Source organism: Curtobacterium sp. P97, from assembly GCF_023712445.1.
In the GTDB taxonomy this organism is placed as follows: Bacteria; Actinomycetota; Actinomycetes; order Actinomycetales; family Microbacteriaceae; genus Curtobacterium.
On sequence record NZ_JAMAYF010000010.1, the window covers coordinates 72,337 to 92,751 of the forward strand.

The 20,415-nt window shown below is 73.4% G+C and carries 17 protein-coding genes; 8 read left to right on the forward strand and 9 right to left on the reverse strand.

The genetic code is table 11. From position 1 onward, the window contains the following. Positions 1-46 precede the first annotated feature (46 nt). Positions 47-529, forward strand: coding sequence for a hypothetical protein (locus tag M3677_RS11975; RefSeq protein ID WP_251160653.1), 483 nt, complete (start codon positions 47-49; stop codon positions 527-529). A 13-nt stretch (positions 530-542) separates the two neighbouring features. On the opposite strand, the gene M3677_RS11980 is transcribed toward M3677_RS11975, so the two are convergent. Further along, on the reverse strand, positions 543-869 hold the full coding sequence (locus M3677_RS11980; protein WP_251155185.1) for a hypothetical protein: 327 nt from the start codon (positions 867-869) through the stop codon (positions 543-545). 272 nt (positions 870-1,141) lie between these two features. Between M3677_RS11980 and M3677_RS11985 the strand changes: the two genes are divergently transcribed. After that, entirely contained in the window at positions 1,142-1,711 is a 570-nt protein-coding gene (locus M3677_RS11985; RefSeq protein WP_066658792.1) for a DUF1684 domain-containing protein, read from the forward strand. A gap of 46 nt (positions 1,712-1,757) precedes the next feature. Beyond that, complete coding sequence (locus M3677_RS11990; RefSeq protein WP_066657105.1) at positions 1,758-2,117, forward strand: GntR family transcriptional regulator; 360 nt, start codon at positions 1,758-1,760, stop codon at positions 2,115-2,117. 174 nt (positions 2,118-2,291) lie between these two features. On the opposite strand, the gene M3677_RS11995 is transcribed toward M3677_RS11990, so the two are convergent. Further along, positions 2,292-3,131: an endo alpha-1,4 polygalactosaminidase gene (locus M3677_RS11995; RefSeq protein ID WP_066658794.1), complete on the reverse strand. Its 840-nt coding sequence runs from the start codon at positions 3,129-3,131 to the stop codon at positions 2,292-2,294. 294 nt (positions 3,132-3,425) lie between these two features. On the opposite strand from M3677_RS11995, the gene M3677_RS12000 reads away from it, so the two are divergent. After that, a complete protein-coding gene (locus M3677_RS12000) occupies positions 3,426-5,105 on the forward strand; it encodes a DEAD/DEAH box helicase (RefSeq protein ID WP_251160654.1) in 1,680 nt (559 codons plus the stop codon). A gap of 141 nt (positions 5,106-5,246) precedes the next feature. Beyond that, a complete protein-coding gene (locus M3677_RS12005; RefSeq protein WP_066657109.1) occupies positions 5,247-5,447 on the forward strand; it encodes a CsbD family protein in 201 nt (66 codons plus the stop codon). Positions 5,448-5,640: 193 nt separating this feature from the next. Here the strand turns inward: M3677_RS12005 and M3677_RS12010 are convergent, their stop codons facing one another. Beyond that, a complete protein-coding gene (locus tag M3677_RS12010; RefSeq protein ID WP_066657112.1) occupies positions 5,641-6,183 on the reverse strand; it encodes an NUDIX hydrolase family protein in 543 nt (180 codons plus the stop codon). 73 nt (positions 6,184-6,256) lie between these two features. Between M3677_RS12010 and M3677_RS12015 the strand changes: the two genes are divergently transcribed. Then, complete coding sequence (locus M3677_RS12015) at positions 6,257-6,877, forward strand: alpha/beta hydrolase (protein ID WP_235426398.1); 621 nt, start codon at positions 6,257-6,259, stop codon at positions 6,875-6,877. A gap of 100 nt (positions 6,878-6,977) precedes the next feature. On the opposite strand, the gene M3677_RS12020 is transcribed toward M3677_RS12015, so the two are convergent. Beyond that, entirely contained in the window at positions 6,978-7,658 is a 681-nt protein-coding gene (locus M3677_RS12020; RefSeq protein ID WP_066657116.1) for a PadR family transcriptional regulator, read from the reverse strand. Positions 7,659-7,809: 151 nt separating this feature from the next. On the opposite strand from M3677_RS12020, the gene M3677_RS12025 reads away from it, so the two are divergent. Together M3677_RS12025 and M3677_RS12030 are read left to right on the forward strand one after the other, a co-directional pair. Continuing rightward, a complete protein-coding gene (locus M3677_RS12025) occupies positions 7,810-12,621 on the forward strand; it encodes an ATP-dependent helicase (RefSeq protein ID WP_251160655.1) in 4,812 nt (1,603 codons plus the stop codon). 80 nt (positions 12,622-12,701) lie between these two features. Next, the gene (locus tag M3677_RS12030; protein ID WP_066657129.1) at positions 12,702-13,481 is read left to right on the forward strand and encodes an Fpg/Nei family DNA glycosylase; all 780 of its coding nucleotides are present in this window, start codon (positions 12,702-12,704) and stop codon (positions 13,479-13,481) included. Positions 13,482-13,494: 13 nt separating this feature from the next. On the opposite strand, the gene M3677_RS12035 is transcribed toward M3677_RS12030, so the two are convergent. From M3677_RS12035 to M3677_RS12055, 5 genes are all read right to left on the reverse strand, one after another. Further along, complete coding sequence (locus M3677_RS12035) at positions 13,495-13,992, reverse strand: hypothetical protein (RefSeq protein ID WP_066657132.1); 498 nt, start codon at positions 13,990-13,992, stop codon at positions 13,495-13,497. A 122-nt stretch (positions 13,993-14,114) separates the two neighbouring features. Continuing rightward, positions 14,115-16,106: a glycosyl hydrolase gene (locus M3677_RS12040; protein WP_251160656.1), complete on the reverse strand. Its 1,992-nt coding sequence runs from the start codon at positions 16,104-16,106 to the stop codon at positions 14,115-14,117. Positions 16,107-16,190: 84 nt separating this feature from the next. Next, the gene (locus M3677_RS12045) at positions 16,191-16,931 is read right to left on the reverse strand and encodes an HlyD family efflux transporter periplasmic adaptor subunit (protein ID WP_066657136.1); all 741 of its coding nucleotides are present in this window, start codon (positions 16,929-16,931) and stop codon (positions 16,191-16,193) included. Beyond that, positions 16,928-18,880 (reverse strand): glycosyltransferase, encoded by a 1,953-nt coding sequence (locus M3677_RS12050; protein ID WP_251160657.1) that lies wholly within the window; start codon positions 18,878-18,880, stop codon positions 16,928-16,930. The genes M3677_RS12045 and M3677_RS12050 overlap by 4 nt, the downstream gene beginning before the upstream one ends. A 487-nt stretch (positions 18,881-19,367) precedes the next feature. Continuing rightward, entirely contained in the window at positions 19,368-20,402 is a 1,035-nt protein-coding gene (locus tag M3677_RS12055) for an aldo/keto reductase (protein WP_251160658.1), read from the reverse strand. Between the last annotated feature and the right edge of the window lie 13 nt (positions 20,403-20,415).

The window sequence follows — 20,415 nt, forward strand, 5'->3', positions numbered from 1 at the left end:
CCGCGGGGACGTCGCCCGCCCAGCGCCACGGCGTAGCGTCCGCAGCATGCACGTCGGTCTCCGCATCGTCCTCGACGCCCCGGTCGACGCCGTCCGCGACGCCCTGCTGTCGCCCTCGGTGATGGTCGCCGTCACGAAGCCGTTCCTCGTCTACCGCTCGCGGTCACCGGAGGGACTCCCGGAGCGCTGGACCCCCGGCGTCCCGCACCCGATCACCGCCGACGCCCTCGGGGTCGTGCCGAGCGGCGACACGCACGTCGACATCGACCTGTACGAGGTCGACGGGGTGCCGGTGCAACGCGACAACGGAGGTGGCACCTCGGGACTCTTCGGGCGGATGACCATGCGGCACCGGATGGCCACCGTCGACCTCGGTGACGGGCGGACCCTGCTGCTCGACCGGCTCACCTACCGGATGCGCCCCGCGCTCCTCGGGGCCGCACTCTGGCCGGGCATGTGGGTCATCTGGCAGTGGCGTGCGCTCCGGATGCGGCAGCTCGCCCCGTCGTGGGGCCGTCCCGGGCACTGACGCGCGACGTCCGTCAGGACTTCGGCTGCTCGTCCACCTGCACGTGGACGGCGTAGTCCGTGCCGTCGACGTCACGCACCTCGACGACGGAGTCGTACACGGTCGTGTCACCCTCGGCACCGATCTCGCAGTGCACGGTGTTCCCCTCGACCAGGTCGATCGGGTCCGTACCGCAGTCGACCAGCGGACGCTGACCGACCTCGCGTTCGAGTGCGTCGGCCACCACGTCCTCGAACCCCGACGGCGACACCGTCCGGTTCGCGGAGGCGGACACCGTGCACCCGCTCAGGACCGCGACGAGGGTCAGACCCGCCACGATCGGGGCGATCGAGCGGTGCACGCGTGGTGCCGCCCGTCCCGCCGTGGTCCGCGCGGCGGCGGTCCGTCTGGTTGTCGTTCCCCTGGTCACGTCGCCCGTCCCCTCGTCGGTCGCTGTCCGACCAGTGTGCCAGGGCCGTCACGGGAGCACCCGCAGGGGACCGTCCACAGCCCCGGCCCGTCGCTGGCGGGTCCGGAGCACCCGGGCGTACGCTCGTCCTCGTGAGCCAGACGCAGGAGCCGAGGGCCCAGGACCGCGTGCACAGCACCCTCGCCACCGTGGACTGGCGGCGGATGACGTTCGACCTGTACCGACGGGTGCGGGCGACGGCCGACCCCGAGACCGCGCACGCGATGTGGCGCGAGACCCGCGACGCGATGTTCGCCGAGCACCCGGCCAGTCCGCTGCTCGACGAGGACGCCCGCGACTTCGAGGCGCTGCCCGTGCCCGACTACGACCCCGAGTGGCGGTTCCGCGCGCGCATCGAGTCCGCCGAGCCCCGTGCGATGGACGTCGAGACGGGCACCGACGGCGTCGTGCACTTCGACCGGCTCGGTGTCGTGCGGCTGCCGGGCATCGGCACGCTCGACGTCTGGTCGCACGGCGGCTACGCGGGCGGGGTCTTCGTGCCCGTGAAGGACGCCAGCGCCGGTCGTGCCCGCGGCACCTACGGCGGTGGGCGGTACCTGCTCGACACGATCAAGGGTGCGGACCTCGGCGGCGACGACGGCGAGCTCGTCCTCGACTTCAACTTCGCGTACAACCCCTCGTGCGCGTACGACCCGGCGTGGGCGTGCCCCCTCGCGCCCCCGGGCAACACCGTCGCCGTGCCGATCCCGGTCGGCGAGCAGTACGACTTCTGACACGACGCACGCACGAGCACACGGACAGGACGCAAGGGTGGATCGCATGACGGGACTCGTGGCACTCGACGCGGGCGGTCGGGTGCCGCCCTTCGAGCAGGTCCGTTCGCAGATCGCGGCGCAGATCGCCGCCGGGTACCTGGTGGACGGGGAGCGCCTGCCGAGCGTGCGGGCCCTGGCCGAGGAGCTCTCCCTCGCCGCGGGCACGGTCGCGAAGGCCTACCAGCTGCTCGAGGAGGCCGGGCTCGTGCACACCGCCCGGGGCGCCGGCACGCGGGTGGTGCGGCCGGCCGAGGTGCCCGACGCCGTCGCCGGGGCAGCGCACGCCCTGGCCGCCGCCGCGCGAGCGGCCGGGTTGTCCGCCGACCAGGCCGCAGCGGCACTGCGCGACGCCTGGCCCGCCTGAGGCGACCGCCCGCCGTCCGCGACGCGCGGGGCGGAAGGCACACCGTGCCTCCCGGCCGACCGCCGTGCGCGCCCTCCGCGACACGCAACGTCGGCGAGGTCTCGCAGCGCTGTGCTCCTGCGCACTGCCGCCGACGTTGCGTCGCGCCGGGCGGGACGGGACCGGACGGGGTCCTCAGCAGTGCTCGAAGACGTACTCGTCCGACGCCGGGGTGACCAGGTCGCGGTCCCGCAGGATCGTCATGGCCGGGCGGTCGCGCAGGCGGCACACCGACGCCCACGAGCGGTCGAGCGTGTCCGCGTACTCGACGTCGACCACGCGCTTCCCGTACGCGGCCGTGTAGGCCGAGCACTCGTCGTACTGCACGCACTCCTCGGCGACGACGAAGTCGAAGCCCGTCGACTGCCGCCCGGCCTTCCCGAGCTGCGGCGTGTTCTTCTGCCCGACGGCCAGACCGCGGTCGTGCCCGAGCCGCACGAGCGTCGCCGCCAGCGCGAGGTTCCCCGCGCGGGTCAGTCGCTTCCCCGACCGTGTCCAAGAGTCGAGGTTGTCGAACTCGACGGCGGCGAACCCGCGGTCGGCGCACCGCGCGACCGACTTCGTGAGCTCCTTCGTGATCGCGGCGCGCTTCGCGGCGGTCCGGGTGTCGAGGAGCACCTCGTCCGGCCAGCCCGGGTCGGCCACGAGCTCGCCGGAACCGTCGCGCAGCAGTGCCGACGGCGCCCGGCGCTCCCACCCGGCGAGCGCTCCCGGCTGGGTCTGGAAGCCGTTGACGTAGCAGATGGAGTACTTCCCGGCGGCCGGGCGGTCGGTGCTGTCCCGCTCGACGATCGTCACCCCGGACGGCGGCGTGTACCCACCGCCGAGCTGGTAGTCGGGGCGCCCGGAGGTCGGCAGGTTCCGGTACGAGGAGGCCGTCGACCCGGCGGGTGTCGCGGCCTCGGCACAGCCTGCGCTGCCGAGGACGGCGACCAGCGCGATCGCGGTGGTCAGGAGGACGGATCGCGTGCGCACCACGGGATCATCGCACGCCCCGTCGCACGCCACATCGCACGCCCGACGCGAACGGCCCCGGCTCGTTCGACGAGCACCCGCTATGCTGGTGGTACTCGAGGCGCCGATCGCCTCGTGCGTCGTACGGACGCCCCCGACTCCCGACCCTCATCCGGTCGATGATCGCGCACCGACATCCCGGTGCCAGGCTCTCTGCTGCGGCGACCGCGTCAGCCTCTGCTGACGCGGGGTTCCCGCCCGCGCGCCACATGCCAGCGCGCCCACGGCCGGCACGAGCCGGCCCGAAAGGTCACCATGACCAACCAGGACATCCGTTTCTCCGACCTCGGCGTCCCCGCGCCGATGGTCCAGTCCCTCGCCCAGCAGGGCAAGGAGACCGCGTTCCCGATCCAGGCCGACACCCTCCCCGACTCCCTGCAGGGCAAGGACGTGCTCGGCCGCGGGCGCACCGGCTCCGGCAAGACGATCGCCTTCGCGATCCCCCTGGCCGCCCGTCTGGCCGCGAGCCGTCGCCCGCGCCGCGCCGGCCGCCCCCGTGCGCTCGTGCTCGCCCCGACCCGTGAGCTCGCGACGCAGATCGACGCGACCCTCGCCCCGCTCGCGAAGTCGATGGGCCTCAACACGACGACGATCTTCGGCGGCGTGGGCCAGGGCCGTCAGGTCGACGCGCTCCGCGCCGGTGTCGACGTGGTCGTCGCCTGCCCGGGCCGCCTCGCCGACCTCATGCAGCAGGGGCACGTGAGCCTCGGCGACATCGAGGTCACCGTCCTCGACGAGGCCGACCACATGGCCGACATGGGCTTCCTGCCCGGCGTGACGAAGATCATGCAGGCGACCCCGGAGCAGGGGCAGCGCCTGCTGTTCTCGGCCACGCTCGACAACGGCGTGGACAAGCTCGTCAAGAAGTTCCTGCACAGCCCGGTGATGCACTCGGTCGACGACGAGACCAGCCCGGTCGAGGCGATGACCCACCACCTGTTCGAGGTCGCCGACGCCGACGCGAAGAAGGACCTCGTCCGCGCGCTCGCCTCGGGCACCGGCCGCCGCATCCTCTTCATGCGCACCAAGCACCACGCGAAGCGCCTGGCGAAGCAGCTCACGAGCCAGGGCATCCCGGCCGTCGACCTGCAGGGCAACCTGTCGCAGGGTGCGCGTGAGCGGAACCTCGCGAAGTTCTCCTCCGGCGAGGCCCTCGTGCTCGTCGCCACCGACGTCGCCGCCCGTGGTGTGCACGTCGACCACGTGGAGCTCGTCGTGCACGTCGACCCGCCGACCGAGCACAAGGCGTACCTGCACCGTTCGGGCCGCACCGCGCGTGCCGGGTCCTCGGGTGACGTCGTCACCGTGACGCTTCCGGCCGAGCGCCGCGACGTCGCACAGATGATGCGTGCCGCCGCGATCAAGATCACCCCGCAGCAGGTCACCGCGACCTCGCCGGCCGTCGCGTCGCTCGTCGGCGAGGTCGCGCCGATCCGCCACCTCGCTCCGGAGCAGCCCGCACAGCAGCAGCGCCAGCGGCAGCCGCGTGCGACCGAGACGGGTCTCGCCGAGTCCGCGGGCGGCGGTCGTCGCCGTGGTCGCGGCGGCCGGTCGGGAGGCTCGACGCAGGCTCCCGAGACCGCCTCGACCGGTCGCGGCTCGGGTCGCGCCGCCGGTGGTCGCGGTGGTCGTCCGGTCACCGCGGGGGCTCCGGCCTCCGCTGGTGGTACCGGGCGCGCCGGTGGTGCCGGTCGCGGCAACGGCTCGGGCTCGGGTGCTGCAGCGTCGGGCGGTGCGGCCGCCGGTGGGCAGCGTCGTTCGGGCGGGAGCCGTCGGGCGTCGAGTGACGTCGTCCGTAGCGGGTCCGCCCCGGTGTGGTCGTCCGAGGGCGGCTACGCAGCGGGTCGTTCCGGTGCGGGTGAGTCCGGCGGCGGTCGTCGCCGCGGCGGCTCGCGTCGCGCATCGCGTCCGGCGGGGGCTGCCGACCGCCACTGAGCGGTCCGCTCGGCCGGAGCGACGGTGTCCGGAACCTGGACGCCCGGTGGGAGCACCGGGTGTCCCCGCGCGTAGGTTCTCCTTCACCGACGGCCGCGCGAGTGGCCGACGGGGAATCGTCCGTCGTTGGAAGGAGACCGTATGGCTGGCAGCGAAGAGAACCACACCGGCGAGAAGCTCGTCGGCAAGGTCAAGGAGGGCGTTGGCAACCTGACCGGCAACGACAAGCTGAAGGCCGAGGGTCAGACCGACCAGGCCAAGGCGTCGGCCAAGCAGGGTGTCGACGACGTCAAGGGCGCAGCGCACGGCGTTGCGGACTCCCTCCGCGACGAGAAGCACTGAAGCCGGTCCACGACCGAGCTGCGAAGCCCCCGGAACCGCATGGTTCCGGGGGCTTCGTCGTGTGCGGGCACCGTGTCGGTTCGGTCGCGGGCGGATCGAACCACGGAAACGACGTGGAACCAGACCGTGCCGGTGGTTCGATGTCGCTTCCGTGGTTCGGAGCAGGTCGGCATCGCCGCGGGCGCGGGTGCCGCTAGTGCAGGGCGCCGACCGAGGCGAGGCCGGCGCGCAGGAGTGCGCCGCGGCCGCCCTCCATCTCCTCGGCGACGGCGTCGGAGGCTGCCTCCATCGGGCTCATCCACGTGAGCTCGAGGGCGTCCTGCCGGGGCTCGCAGGTGCCGGTGACCGGGACGACGTACGCGAGGGAGATCGCGTGCTGCCGCTCGTCGGTGAACACCGAGGCGCCGGGGAGCGGGAAGTACTCGGCCACCGTGAAGGGCGTGGGGCTCGCGGGGAGCTGCGGGAACGCCATCGGACCGAGGTCCTTCTCGAGGTGCCGGAAGAGCGCCGTGCGGATCGACTCGCCGAACATCACGCGGCCGGAGACGAGCGTGCGCGCGATCGAGCCGCTCGGGGCGACACGGAGCAGCACGCCGACCTCGGTCACGACACCGAGCCCGTCGGTCCGGACGGGCAGGGCCTCGACGTAGCAGATGGGCAGTCGACGACGGACGTCGGCGAGCTCCTCGTCGGACAGCCAGCCGGAGTCGGGGTCGGGGGTGCGCAGCGAGGCCATGCACCGTGTCTACCAGTCGCCCCGGCGAGTTCGGCGGGAGGCGCGGTCGCCGTGGACGGCTAGCGTGGTCCCCGTGATCGATGCGGACATCGTGCAGTGGACCCGTCCGACCGGGCAACGCGCGGGCACGCCCCTGCTCGTGGCCATGCACGGGGTGGGGTCGCACGAGCGCGACCTGCTCGGGCTCGCGCCCGCGCTGCCGTCCGTCTGGACCGTCGCATCGCTCCGCGCACCGATGCCGTGGGGTCCCGGGTTCTCCTGGTACCCGCTCGGCACGCCGGGGTCCCCCGCGCTCGAGCCGGTCGACGCCGCGGTCGCCGGTGTCCTCGACTGGATCGACGCCGTGTCCGCCGACCACCCGCGCATCGGTCTGCTCGGGTTCTCGCAGGGCGGGTCGATGGCGCTGCAGCTCCTGCGTGCCCGACCGGCCGCGTTCGCCTTCGCGGTGTCGTTGTCCGGGTTCGTGGTGCCCGGGGTGACCGACTCCCGCGACGAGGCGGTCGCGGCCGTCCGTCCCCGGGTCTTCCTGGGACACGGCGACCTCGACCCGGTGATCCCGGCCGAGGCCACCGCGCGGACGCAGGCGTGGGCCGCGACGCACACGGACGTGACCGACCGGACGTACGTCGGCCTGCCGCACGCGGTGTCCGCCGAGGAGCTCGCCGACGTGGCCGCGTTCGTCGACGCGTCCTGACGGCCGCTCCCGCGACGGATCCGCGAAGGTGACCGGGTGACCGACTGACGGCCAGGAGGCGCGTGGCGGGGTCGCCACGTGCCTCCCGTCCGGCACGGCGCTACTCGGCGAGGATCTGCAGCAGGTCCTTGCGGAGCTGGTCGACCTTCGCCGTCGCGGCCCTGGTCTGCTCGTCGGAGGCGCTGGTGCGGTACATGTGCAGCACCCCCATCGCCTTGCGGAGGGCCTCGACGAACTCGCGCTGCGTGTCGGGCATGCCCGGCGCGGCGTCGAACGCGGCGGCGATCTCGTCCGCCTTCGCCTCGGCCTCGGCGCGGCCGGCGTCGGTGAGCTCGAAGAGCGTCTTGCGGCCGTCGCCGTTCGAGACGACGAGGTCCTCGTCGACGAGCTGCTGGAACGTCGGGTAGACCGAGCCGGGGCTCGGCTTCCAGGCACCGCCGGTGCGCTCGGCGATGGTCTTGATCACGGCGTAGCCGTTCTGCGGGCCCTCGGCGAGCAGCCCGAGGATCGCGAGGCGGACGTCGCCGCGACGGCGGCGCTCGCGCCCGAAGCCGGGGCCGCCGCCGAAGCCGGGACCGAAGCCCGGGCCGAAGCCGCCGCGTCCGCCGAACCCGGGGCCGAAGCCGCCGCGTCCGCCGTGGTCGTGGTCGCCGCGGTCGCGGCCGGGGAAGCCGTGGCCGTGGTGCTGCCGCGCGCCGCCGAAGCGGGGGCCGCGCGGACCGGTGCCGCGGGGGCCGCGGCGGGGCGTGGTGCTGTCGAGGTCATCGTACGAGGGGCGCATGATGACTCCTTCCTGTCGGTGGTGACGTGAGCTCGCGATGCGTTGTGTTCCTATCGCGATGGGTCAACGATAGATCGCTACGGATCGGCCTGTCAAGCACCCGTCCTCCCTCGGACCGCTGTCGGTGGCGACGGGCAGGATGGGACGGACCATGACGGACGTCCTCGAGCGCTTCTCCCCCGCGACCGCGGAGTGGTTCCGTGGCGCGTTCCCCGGCCCGACCGCGGCGCAGGCGGGCGCGTGGGACGCGATCTCCACCGGGCAGCACGCGCTCGTGGTCGCCCCGACCGGCTCCGGCAAGACGCTGGCGTCGTTCCTCTGGTCGATCGACCGGCTCATCAGCGCGAGCGACCGTCCGCCGGCGAAGCAGCGCACCCGCGTGCTGTACGTCTCCCCGCTCAAGGCCCTCGGTGTCGACGTCGAGCGGAACCTCCGCAGCCCGCTCGTCGGCATCACGCAGACCGCGCGTCGGCTCGGGACGGAACCGCCCGAGGTCACGGTGGGCGTCCGGAGCGGTGACACCCCGTCGTCCGACCGGCAGCGGCTCCTGCGGCAGCCGCCGGACATCCTCATCACGACGCCCGAGTCGCTCTACCTCATGCTCACGTCGCGGGCGCGCGAGACCCTGGTGAACGTCGACACCGTCATCGTGGACGAGGTCCACGCGGTCGCCTCGACCAAGCGCGGCGCACACCTGGCGGTCTCGCTCGAGCGCCTCGACGACCTGCTCGAGAAGCCCGTGCAGCGGATCGGCCTGTCCGCGACCGTGCGCCCCGCGGAGGAGGTCGCCCGGTTCCTCGGCGGCCGCGCGCCCGTGTCGATCATCGCCCCGCCGGCGCAGAAGACCTTCGACCTGCGCGTGGTCGTGCCGGTCGACGACATGACCGAGCTCGGCGCCCCGCCGGTCGGTGCCGACGCGACCGAGTCACCGACGAACGGCTCGATCTGGCCCCACGTCGAGGAACGCGTCGTCGACCTCATCGAGGAGCACCGCTCGACGATCGTGTTCGCCAACTCGCGCCGACTCGCGGAACGCCTGACGGCACGGCTCAACGAGATCCACGAGGAACGCGTGCTCGGGGCCGTCGACACGGCGGGTGTCGGCACGGCTGCGCTCGGCGCGCCGGAGGTCGTGGGCGCGGAGGCCGTGGGCGCGGTGGCCGGGTCGGCTCCCGTCACGCAGTCCCCCGGTCGGGCGTCCGCGCACGCACCCGTCGCACAGCCGAAGCGACCGCCGGCGCAGCTCGTCGGGCAGTCCGGACAGACCGAGGGCGGCGGCTCCGACCCGTCGGTCCCGGTGCTCGCCCGCGCCCACCACGGCTCCGTGTCGAAGGACCAGCGCGCGATCATCGAGGACGACCTGAAGTCCGGACGTCTGCGCTGCGTCGTCGCGACCAGCTCGCTCGAGCTCGGCATCGACATGGGCGAGGTCGACCTCGTGGTCCAGGTCGAGGCCCCGCCGTCGGTCGCCAGCGGCCTGCAGCGCGTCGGTCGCGCCGGACACCAGGTCGGCGAGATCTCGCGCGGCGTGCTGTTCCCCAAGCACCGCGCCGACCTCGTGAACAGCGCGGTCACCGTCGAGCGCATGGTCTCCGGGCAGATCGAGTCGATCTCGGTGCCCGCGAACCCGCTCGACGTCCTCGCGCAGCACACCGTGGCCGCCGGGTCGATCGACACCGTCGAGGTGGAGCACTGGTTCGAGCTCGTCCGGCGGAGCGCCCCGTTCAGCTCGCTGCCGCGGTCGGCGTTCGAGGCGACGCTCGACCTGGTGACCGGGCGGTACCCGAGCGACGAGTTCGCCGAACTCCGGCCGCGCCTGGTGTGGGACCGCGTGCACGGGACCCTGACCGGGCGTCCGGGCGCCCAGCGACTCGCGGTGACGAGCGGCGGCACGATCCCGGACCGCGGCATGTTCGGCGTCTTCATGGTCGGCGAGAAGGCATCGCGCGTCGGCGAGCTCGACGAGGAGATGGTCTACGAGTCCCGCGTCGGCGACGTCTTCGCCCTCGGCGCGACGAGCTGGCGCATCGAGGAGATCACGCACGACCGGGTCATCGTCAGCCCGGCGTTCGGGCAGCCCGGGCGGGTCCCGTTCTGGAAGGGCGACGGCATCGGTCGTCCCGCCGAGCTGGGACGGGCGACCGGTGCGTTCGTGCGCGAGGTCGACGCGGCCTCCGACGACGACGCGCGTGCCCGGGTCGCCTCCGGCGGGCTGGACGAGCGGGCCGTGACGAACCTGCTGACCTTCCTGCGCGACCAGCGTGCGGCGACCGGTCACGTGCCGAACGACACCACGCTCGTGGTCGAGCGGTTCCGCGACGAGCTCGGCGACTGGCGGCTCATCCTGCACTCGCCGTACGGCATGCAGGTGCACGCGCCGTGGGCCCTGGCGGTCGGCGCCCGGCTGCGCGAGCGGCACGGCATCGACGGCGACGCGATGGCGGCCGACGACGGCATCGTGGTGCGGATCCCGGAGACCGACGCGGAACCGCCCGGCGCCGACCTGTTCGTGTTCGAGCGCGACGACCTCGAGGCGCTCGTCACCGACGAGGTCGGCGGCTCGGCGCTCTTCGCCGCCCGCTTCCGCGAGTGCGCGGCCCGGGCCCTGCTCCTGCCGCGGCGGAACCCCGGGCAGCGGTCGCCGCTCTGGCAGCAGCGCCAGCGAGCGTCGCAGCTGCTCGAGGTCGCGCGGAAGTACCCGACGTTCCCGATCGTGCTCGAGACCGTGCGCGAGGTCCTGCAGGACGTCTACGACGTGCCGGCGCTGCTCGGCATCTCGGACCAGATCGCCGAGCGCCGCATCCGCCTGGTCGAGCGCGAGACCGAGCAGCCGTCGCCGTTCGCCCGGTCGATCCTGTTCGGGTACGTCGCGGCCTTCATGTACGAGGGCGACTCGCCGCTGGCCGAGCGCCGGGCGGCGGCACTGTCGCTCGACTCGACGCTGCTCGGAGAGCTGCTCGGACGGGCCGAGCTCCGCGAGCTCCTCGACCCGGCGGTCATCGCCTCCGTCGAGCGCGACCTGCAGCGGCTCTCCCCCGACCGTCGAGCGCGCGACACCGAGGGGCTCGTCGACGTGCTGCGGCTCGTCGGCGCCCTCGAGCTGGACGAGCTCGTCGCCCGCAGCTGGGTGGCCGACGCCGCTGACCCCGACGCCGCGCGTGCGACCGTCCGGTCGGCGCTGGAGACCCTCGAGCGCGACCGTCGTGTGCTGTCGTTCACGCAGGGCGGTGCGACGCGCTGGTCGGTGATCGAGGACGCCTCCCGCCTCCGCGACGCCCTCGGCGTCCCGCTGCCGATCGGCGTGCCGACCGCCTTCGTCGAACCCGTCGCGGACCCGCTCGGCGACCTGGTCGGCCGGTACGCCCGGTCGCACGGACCGTTCGCCGCGCAGGAGGCCGCGAGCCGGCTCGGCCTCGGCATCGCCGTGGTGCAGGACACCCTGCGCCGCCTGGTCGCCGACCGCCGCGTGGTCGAGGGCGAGTTCCGCCCGGACCGCCAGGGCGCCGAGTGGTGCGACGCCGAGGTGCTCCGCCGCATCCGGACGAAGTCCCTCGCCGCGCTCCGGCACGAGGTCGAGCCGGTGTCGCCGGACACCCTCGCCCGGTTCCTGCCGGCGTGGCAGCACGTCCAGGCGCCCGGCACCCGCGGCGGGCTGCGCGGGGTCGACGGGGTGCTGCAGGTCATCGACCAGCTGGCCGGCGTCGCCCTGCCCGCGAGCTCGTGGGAGACCCTCGTGCTGCCGTCCCGCGTGAGCGACTACTCCACGAGCATGCTCGACGAGCTGACCGCCACCGGCGAGGTCCTGTGGTCGGGCGGCGGCACGCTGCCCGGGAACGACGGCTGGGTGCGCCTGCACCTCGCCGAGACGGCGTCGACGACCCTGGCGGAGCCCGACGGCGGCGAGACCACCGAGCTGCAGCGCGACGTCCTCGGAGCGCTGGCCGGCGGTGGTGCCTACTTCTTCCGGCAGCTCGGCCAGGCGGTCGGCAGCACGGACGACCAGGCCCTGACGACCGCGCTGTGGGACCTGGTCTGGGCCGGACAGGTCACGAACGACACGTTCGCGCCGCTGCGGTCGATGCTCGGCGGCAAGGCGAGGTCGACGAGCGCGCCGCGGGCCCGGGCGTACCGCGGGCGGCGTCGGCCGACGCTGCCGTCGCAGTCCGGTCCGCCGTCCGTGGGTGGTCGGTGGTCGATCCTGCCGCTCGCCGAGTCCGACTCGACCCTGCGTGCGGCAGCGACCGCCGAGCAGCTGCTCGAGCGCTACGGCGTCGTGACCCGCGGTGCCGTGCAGGTCGAGGGCGTCCGTGGCGGGTTCGCCGGTGTCTACCGGGTGCTCAGCCGGTTCGAGGAGTCCGGCCGGGCACGCCGCGGGTACTTCGTCGAGGGGCTCGGGGCGGCACAGTTCGCGACGAGCCCGACCGTGGACCGGCTCCGGACCTACGCACGCGACCTCGACGACGACGAGCGCGCCGACCCGGACCGCGAACGCCAGGCACTCACGCTCGCGGCGACGGACCCGGCGAACCCGTACGGTGCGGCGCTGCCGTGGCCGTCGGACGACGCCCCCGCCGACCCGGACGCCGACCCCGCTGCTCCCGGTCCCGCGGCCGACGCCGCTCCGACGGGCGCCCGTGGTGCGGCCGTCCCCGCCAGCCGGTCGACGTCGACGACCGGTCGCGGTCACCGACCCGGGCGGAAGGCCGGAGCCCTCGTGACCACGGTCGACGGCCGCCTCGCGGTCTACGTCGAGCGCGGTGGGAAGTCCGTCCTGACCTTCACCGACGACCCGGCGGACCTCGCGGTCGCGGCGCGGTCGATCGCCGCCACCGTGCGGAGCGGGCTGCGGAAGCTCTCGGTGGAGCGGGTGGACGGCGACTTCGTGCTGGAGACGCCGCTCGGGTCGGCACTGCGCGAGGCGGGGTTCACGGCGACCCCGCAGGGACTGCGGCTGCGTGTCTGACGCGACCAGGGCCTCCCGGGCGTGCGCCGGTGCACGGGACGTGACACGGCCGACCGGACGAGCCGCAGCGGAGGTGTGCCGTGCCCGAGGGTGACACCGTCTTCCGCGCTGCCCGGCGCCTGCACACCGCGCTCGCGGGCAAGGTCCTGACCCGCTCGGACTTCCGCGTCCCCGCGTTCGCGACCCTCGACCTGGTCGGACGGACGGTCGACGAGGTCGTGCCCCGCGGCAAGCACCTGCTGCACCGCATCGGCGACGTGACCGTGCACTCGCACCTGAAGATGGAGGGCCGCTGGGACGTCTACGCGCCCGGGGAGCGGTGGCGACGGCCCGCGCACCAGGCCCGGGTCGTGCTCGACGCCGCGGACGTCTCCACCGTCGGGTTCACCCTCGGGGTGCTCGAGGTCGTCCCGCGCGACCAGGAGTCCGAGGTCGTCGGGCACCTCGGCCCCGACCTGCTCGGTCCCGACTGGGACGCCGACCGGGCGCTCGAGAACCTGACGGCGGACCCGGAGCGCCCGATCGGGCTCGCACTGCTCGACCAGCGCGTGCTGGCCGGACTCGGCAACGTGTACCGGAACGAGTTGTGCTTCCTGCGGGGGGTGCTGCCGACGCGACCCGTCGGACAGGTGCCGGACCCGGCGCGGGCGATCGCGCTGTCGCACCGGCTCATCACGATGAACCGTGACCGCAGCAACCGCGTCACGACGGGCGTCGACCGGCCCGGGCGCCGCTTCTGGGTCTACGGCCGCGCCGGCAAGCCCTGCCTGCGGTGCGGGACCCCGGTGCGTCGGGGCGAGCTCGGCGACTCGGAGCTCACGCTGCGGGACACCTACTGGTGCCCGCGCTGTCAGACCTGAGCCGGGCCGGGGGTCAGCGGTCGGCGGCCTCGACGGCGCAGCTCTCGGCGCGCTTCGCGGCGTCGGAGTCCGCGCTGAACGCGCTCGGTGCCGGCGACGCCGAGCGTGACTCGTCCGAGGTGGCGTCCTTCGCGGTCTGGTTCACGGCGTAGATCGTGCCGTCCCAGTCGTCGGCCGTCGGGTCGGTCTCCGTCGCCCAGATGGTCAGCTCGTCGTCGTTGGCGTCCTTGCTGTCCGACGGCACGATCGACGCGGCCAGGTACCAGCCACCGTCGCCCTCCGCCACGTTCGCGAAGTCCGTCGTGTCGTGCGGACCGACCGCGGTGCCGATCGCGTCCACGGCGTTGCTCGCGGCGACGGCGCACTCGGTCGACTGCGACTTCTGCTCGTCCCCGGGGACCTTGCCGACCGGGTCGATGTTCTGGGCGCCGCCCGGGTCGCACGCCGTCAGGAGCAGGGCGAGGGTGGCAGCGCCGAGCAGCGCGGTGGCGGTCTTGGCTCGCGTGGTCATGTGGTGGACGGTAGGCCGCGGTCCCCGTGCAGGACCCCAGGGCGTCCGGGAAGCGAACGACGGGCGGTACGCGGTCGGTGGACCGTCGTGCCGCCCGTCGGGCTCGCGCGGGGGACGGGCCGCTACGCCCGACCCCGGGTCATGATCCACGCGAGCAGGTACGACCGCGTGTTCGCCGAGTCGATCACCGCGTCCGGCAGCCGTTCCGCGTCGCGCAGGGCTGCCGCCGCGTCGGCCTTCCCGCCGAGCGCCCGGTACATGAGCAGGTAGTCGCCGAACTGGACGTCGTAGCGACCGTCCGGCACGGCCTCGTCGAGCACGCGCCCGATCTGCTGCCGGCCGCCCGCGTCGACGTACTCCGCCGCCATCGCGGGCATCGGGATGAGCTCGATGCCCGCCGGCGCCGCGGCCGCCGCGCTGAACCACGTCGCGTGGTCGCGCTTGCCGCCCCAGGTCAGCGAGACGACCCGGTGCGTGAAGCCCGGGAACGCCGACAGGTCCGGGTCGAGCACGTCGCGCTGCGCCGAGGCGGCCTCGTTCGACAGCAGCCAGGTGCCGGTGGACTCGAGCGAGGCCGACCCGGACACGGCGCCCCAGCGGGCCAGGCCGTTCCACGCGGACACCGCCTCGGACGACGACTCCTGGTTGTTGCCGTCGGCGAAGGGCGAGTAGCCGGACGCCCAGGAGTGCTGCGCGTACGGGTCGTAGACGCGGAGCGCGGGGAACGACTCCGTCGCGGTCGGCGAGGCGATGTCCGCGGCGACGAGGTCCGCGACGGTGCGCCACTTCCGCACGAGGGACGCGTCACCGTCGGCCACCATCGCAGCGGCGGACAGCACGTACCCGTAGTGGAAGTGGTGGTCGTTGAACTCGTCCGAGCCGAACGACGCCTCCTGGCCGACGAGCCCGTGGACCTCGGGGTCGTAGGCGAAGCACCGCGCGGTCCTCCCGCCGCAGCCCGCCGGGTCGAACCACTGGTCGAGCTCCGCGACGACGGACGTCTTCAGCGCCGCGGCCTGGTCGTCGAGCCCGAGCGCGACGGCGAGCCGGTACAGCGTGGCGACGCGGTACAGGTCCTTGCCGCCGCCGTACGAGTCGGCCGCGTACGACGAGGCGTCGACCCCGGCGGCGTCCTGCCGGACCTGTGCGGCCAGGGTGTCCCGCTGACCGTCGGACAGGCCGGACAGGTCGAGCCGGTCGGACGGCTCGACGGTGTCGGCGTCGAAGCGCAGCGCCGTCCCGGTGCAGACCGGCGCGGGACCCGTCAGGGTCGCGACCCGCAGGTCGGTGCACGTCAGCCCGTGGGTGCCCTGGCCAGGCTGCGGCACGAGCACCCCGGCACCGCCGTCGAAGTCGTACGACAGCGTGGTGCGCTGGGACCCACCGGACGCGCTGCGCTCCAGCGACGAGCCGGAGAGCGGCCGTGCGGCCGCGACGAGCCGGGAGACCTCGGACGACGACGCGCCGTCCGGTGTCGGCAGGAGCACGACCGACCCGCCGCTGCGCAGGCGCACGCCGGACGCGGCGACCGAGCCGTCGCGCACGACGACCTGCCAGGTGCGGCCGCCGCCGGACATCGTCGCCGTACCGTCGCCGGTCGGGTCGAGTGGCGAGGTGCCGGTCAGCGTCTGGTCGCGGTCGGCGGCGTAGGTCACGAGGGGCGACCCCTCGGCGACGACCGAGTGCCCGAGCACGGTGTCGCCGTCACGGTGCTCGACGGTCACCGACACCGCGTCGTACGCCGACACGAGCGTGCTCGTCGCGCCGAGGTCGAAGCCGACCTGCGGCACGGCGCCGCCGGCGATGGTCTTCTCGGTCGCGGTCACGTCGGGCAGTCCGGCTGCGAAGCCGTGGTCGGTGACCTGCCACGAGATCGGCGTCGGGAACACCGGCTGGGGTGCGTCGCCGAACACCAGGCCGGAGAACCACCGGTTCGTCGGCGGGGTCAGTCCCTCGGCCAGGCGCATCGTGCCCACCGTCGACGACGCGACGTCGCCCAGGGCGGCGACCGCGCGTGCCTGGGCCGCCGCGTCGGTCGGGGTGGCCGACGGGGTCGGGTGGTCCGTGCCTCCCGTCCCGGTGCACGCAGCGAGCAGCAGGGCGACGGACGTCACCAGGGGGACGACCAGGAGCGTCGACCGGGAGGCCCGGCGTGCGCCCGCAGGGCGGCGGCCGGGGTGCAGGTGGTGCCGCACCGGCTACAGCCCGATCTGGCGCGAGAAGTCGCGGACGGCGTCGGTGACGCCCGCCAGCGTGCCGTCGTCGCGCAGGTGCAGGGTCGCGTCGACGGGCGTCCCCGGGCTCGTGATGCCCGACGACGGCGAGGCCGACAGCTCGGGGCTCTCGACGTCGACGGTGGTCTTCGCCCGGCCGTCGTCGTTCGTCTCCACGCTGACGCTCTTCACGGTGCCGGTGATGGTGCGGTCGTCCGGCAGGCGGAGCTCGACCTCGGCACCGTTCCGGATGCGCCCGTAGTCGCGCGCGGTGACGGTGAACTCCGAGGTGACGAAGAGGCTGTCCTCCTTGTGGATGGTGCCGAGCTCGGAACCGGCCTGCACGTACCCACCGGTCTTCACGTCGATCTTCGCCACGGTGCCCGAGACCTCGGCCTTGAACGTGATGAAGCCGTCCTCGCCGATGTCGTACGCGCTCGTCTGCGTGTCCGCGCCGACGACGCCCTTCCGGATGTCCTGCGCCAGCTGCAGGCTCTGCACCTGCAGGAGCTTCTCGCCCTTGGTGACGGAGTCGCCCTCCTGGACGTACTCCTCGGTGACGGTCCCGCCGTAGTCGGTGCCGACGGCGTACTCCTGCGCGGCGATGGCGGCCGAGGTGCTCGCCACGGCGCTCTGGCGCTGGTTGAACACGAGGGTGCACGCGGCGACGATCACCAGGACGACGACGAGGCCGCCGAACAGTCGGAGTCGGTTGGTCCAGGTCATGCGCGGGGTCCGTCCTGCATCTGCATCGCGACGCCGGCGATCGCGGCGCGCTGGGGTTCGAGGGTGTCGGGGCGGACGACGGTCGTCCGCACGGGGCTGACCGGGGCCTGCACCAGCGGTGCGGCCGGTCGGACGGCCTCGCCGCGAGCGCGCTGCCGGTCGGCCACGCGGTTGCGGGCCTGCTCGCGGAACGCCGCGACGATGAACGCGGCGAAGACCAGCGTGTTCGTGATGTTCCACGCGGTGGCGAGCGTGAACTGCCCGTTGCCGGTGTCCCGCCAGACCGCGACCACGCTGGTCAGGGTGAGGAACACGAAGACGAGCACCTGCGGCACGATGAAGTTGAACGGTGAGGGTGTCCGTCCGCGGTCGGCACCGGTGACGTGCCAGGCCTGCTCCTTGCCGCACAGCACGTTCCAGAGCGCGCTCGCGTAGATCGGGAAGGACACCGCCGCGAGCAGGAGGGTCTCGTAGCGGAACGAGCCGAGCGCGTAGAAGGCCAGCACCACCTGCATGAGGTAGAACCCGAGGTAGAACAGCACCCACTCGCCCGCACCGATCGACAGGTTCATCGGGCGGAGGTCGAAGAAGATCTCGAGCGGCGGCACGAGGAGCAGGAGCCCGGGGACGATGCCCGTCAGGTAGAAGCTCGCCGTCACCAGGTACTGCAGACGCTGGTCCATCGTCAGGCGGTGCTTCGGGTTGAACGGGAAGTGCGTCAGCAGGATCTCGAACCCGCCGGTCGCCCAGCGCAGCTGCTGCTTCGTGAAGCCCTCGATCGTCTCGGGTGCGTCGCCGACGGCGAGGGTCATCGGGATGAAGACCGACTTCCACCCGCGCTCGTGCAGCATCAGGCTGGTCCAGACGTCCTCGGACTTCGAGTCGGTGTGCATGCCGCCGATGTCGTCGATCGCGCTGCGGCGGAAGATGACGTTCGTGCCGACGCAGAACGCCGCGTTGAAGCGGTTCCGGCCGGGCTGGATGAACTTGTAGAAGACGGTCTGCATGTACCCGGCGCCGCGGGACACCAGGTTGTGCAGGTTGCCGTAGGTCTGGGGCGTCTGCACGAACGCGATGGTGTCGTCCGCGAAGAACGGCACGGTCTCGAACAGGAACTCCGGCTCCGGGACGAAGTCGGCGTCGAACACGGCGTAGTAGTCGCCCTTGGCGAGGGTCAGGGCGTGGTTGATGTTGCCGGCCTTGGCACCGTGCGACGACAGCCGGCGGACGTACCGCGCGCCGAGCCGGGCGGCGAGCGCCTGGACCTCGTCGCTCCGGCCGTCGTCGAGCACCCACGTGCGGTGCTCGCCGCGCATCGCGACCGCTGCCCGCACGGTGGCGGCGATCTTGGACAGTTCCTCGCCGTAGACGGTGATGAAGACGTCGACCTCGACCTGACGGCCCCGCACGTGCATCGGCCAGCGGTGGGGCTGGTCGGTGAGCCCGTCGCGCTCGATCGTGTCCCGGTCGAACAGGGTGTCCTGCGTGTGGTGGAACGCGAAGTCCCGCGGGTCGGCACCGCCGGACAGGATCGTCCACATCGACAGCAGCGCCTGGCCGACCAGCACGCTCTCCGCCACGATCACCAGGCCGTACGGCAGGAAGTCGCCGCGGTTCGCGGGGTCGAGGAGGAACACCGCGTAGGCCATCACGCCGAGGGTCGCGACGAGCACGATGAGCACCATGACGGGGCTGTGCGCGCGGCTCTCGGAGCGGGGGCGCACGTGCCCGACCTGCTCGGCCTGCCGGCGTCGACGGGCGCGCTCGCGGTCACGCGGGGTGAGCGGCTGGGGGAGCGGCTGCGGCGGGAGCGCCTGCTGCTGGAGCAGTTCCGTCTGCTGCGGCGGGACGGGCCGGGCCGCGTCCGGGGACTGCGGCTGGGCGCTCCGGCGGTACTGCGGGGTGCTGGCGTCCGGGCGTGCGCGACGGACGTCCGTTGGTGCGGACATGAGGATCTCCTGTCGGGTCGGGAGAAGCTCGCGGCCCGCAGGCAGGGACGCCGACGGGTCGCGAGACGGGCGTCGGCGACTGTGGCGACATGGGCCCGGACCGTCGGGATGGGTCCGGCTCGGCGAGGGACCAGGGATCCTGCGCCGGGGAGGTCGCGACCGAGGGTGCGGTCGCGGTGTTCGGTGTCGAGAGCGGTCGTGCGGCGACGGCCCGTGCCGTCGGTCGAGTGCGACACTACGACCCGCTCGACGCGCTCGGGTGTCCGTCGTGTGAATCCCGCAGGACCCCGCTGCTTCTTGCGGTTTCCCGCATCACCGCGTTGCGGGATCGGGTGGGGCGCCACCACTCCCCTGCTCCCCCGCCCCGCCGCTCCCCCACTCTCTCGCTCTCTCGCTCTTTCGCGAGACGCAACGAGGGCGGCTGCTCGCAGCGGTACAGCGCTGCGAGCAACCGCCGGGGTTGCGTCCTGCGGAGGGCGAGGGGGCGTCAGGCGGCGGAGCGCTCGGCGGCCGGACGACGGCGGAGCTCGGGTCGCAGGAGCGCGGGCGGCTGGTACTGCTGGTCGAGCCGCGTGACGTCGGTGCCCGGCGGGACGATCGCGTCGATGCGGTCGAGCACCTCGTCGGAGAGCGCGACGTCCGCCGCCGCCAGCAGGTCGTCGAGTTGTTCCACCGACCGCGGCCCGATCAGCGCGCTCGTCACGCCGGGGTGGGCGATCGCGAACGCGAGGGCGAGGTGGGTGGTGGGGATGCCGGTCTCCTCGGCGAGGGCGACGACCTGCTCCACGGCGTCGATCCGCCGGTCGTCCTGGTCGTGGCGGAACATGCCCGCCCGCGACAGGTCGTTCTGCTGTCCCCGACGGAAGCGCCCGGTCAGCATGCCGCCGGCGAGCGGACTCCAGACCAACGCTCCCATGCCGTAGCGCTGGGCGACCGGCAGGACCTCGCGCTCGATGCCCCGGCTGAGGATCGAGTAGGTCGGCTGCTCGGACCGGAAGCGCTCGAGACCGCGACGCTCGGAGGTCCACTGCGCCTCGACCTGCATCGATGCGGGGAAGTCCGACGAGCCGATCGCACGCACCTTACCGCTCCGGACGAGGTCGGTGAGTGCGGACAGGGTCTCCTCGAGGTCCACGGTGTCGTCGGGGCGGTGCGCCTGGTAGAGGTCGATGTGGTCGGTCTGCAGGCGTCGGAGCGAGTCCTCGACCGCCGTGGTGATCCAGCGGCGTGAGTTGCCGCGCCGGTTCGGGTCGTCCCCCATCGGGCCGTTGAACTTCGTGGCGAGGACGACGTCGTCGCGCCGGCCCTTGATCGCCTTGCCGACGAGCACCTCGGACCCGCCCTGCGAGTAGCGGTCGGCGGTGTCGATGATGTTGATGCCGGCGTCGAGCGCACGGTGCACGATGCGGATGGAGTCCTGCTCGTCGCCGTTGCCGATGCGACCGTCGGTGCCGAGCATCATGGCGCCGAGCACGAAGGGGCTGACCTGGATGCCGGTGCGGCCGAGGGTGCGGTACTGCATGGTGGTGCCTCCT

What these genes read in the sequence shown, in the direction of transcription:
- M3677_RS11975 (WP_251160653.1), top strand. Translation starts at nt 47, where the DNA reads ATGCACGTCGGTCTCCGCATCGTCCTCGACGCCCCGGTCGACGCCGTC.
- M3677_RS11985 (WP_066658792.1), top strand. Translation starts at nt 1,142, where the DNA reads ATGACGTTCGACCTGTACCGACGGGTGCGGGCGACGGCCGACCCCGAG.
- M3677_RS11990 (WP_066657105.1), top strand. Translation starts at nt 1,758, where the DNA reads ATGACGGGACTCGTGGCACTCGACGCGGGCGGTCGGGTGCCGCCCTTC.
- M3677_RS12000 (WP_251160654.1), top strand. Translation starts at nt 3,426, where the DNA reads ATGACCAACCAGGACATCCGTTTCTCCGACCTCGGCGTCCCCGCGCCG.
- M3677_RS12005 (WP_066657109.1), top strand. Translation starts at nt 5,247, where the DNA reads ATGGCTGGCAGCGAAGAGAACCACACCGGCGAGAAGCTCGTCGGCAAG.
- M3677_RS12010 (WP_066657112.1), bottom strand. Translation starts at nt 6,183, where the DNA reads ATGGCCTCGCTGCGCACCCCCGACCCCGACTCCGGCTGGCTGTCCGAC.
- M3677_RS12020 (WP_066657116.1), bottom strand. Translation starts at nt 7,658, where the DNA reads ATGCGCCCCTCGTACGATGACCTCGACAGCACCACGCCCCGCCGCGGC.
- M3677_RS12025 (WP_251160655.1), top strand. Translation starts at nt 7,810, where the DNA reads ATGACGGACGTCCTCGAGCGCTTCTCCCCCGCGACCGCGGAGTGGTTC.
- M3677_RS12035 (WP_066657132.1), bottom strand. Translation starts at nt 13,992, where the DNA reads ATGACCACGCGAGCCAAGACCGCCACCGCGCTGCTCGGCGCTGCCACC.
- M3677_RS12045 (WP_066657136.1), bottom strand. Translation starts at nt 16,931, where the DNA reads ATGACCTGGACCAACCGACTCCGACTGTTCGGCGGCCTCGTCGTCGTC.
- M3677_RS12050 (WP_251160657.1), bottom strand. Translation starts at nt 18,880, where the DNA reads ATGTCCGCACCAACGGACGTCCGTCGCGCACGCCCGGACGCCAGCACC.
- M3677_RS12055 (WP_251160658.1), bottom strand. Translation starts at nt 20,402, where the DNA reads ATGCAGTACCGCACCCTCGGCCGCACCGGCATCCAGGTCAGCCCCTTC.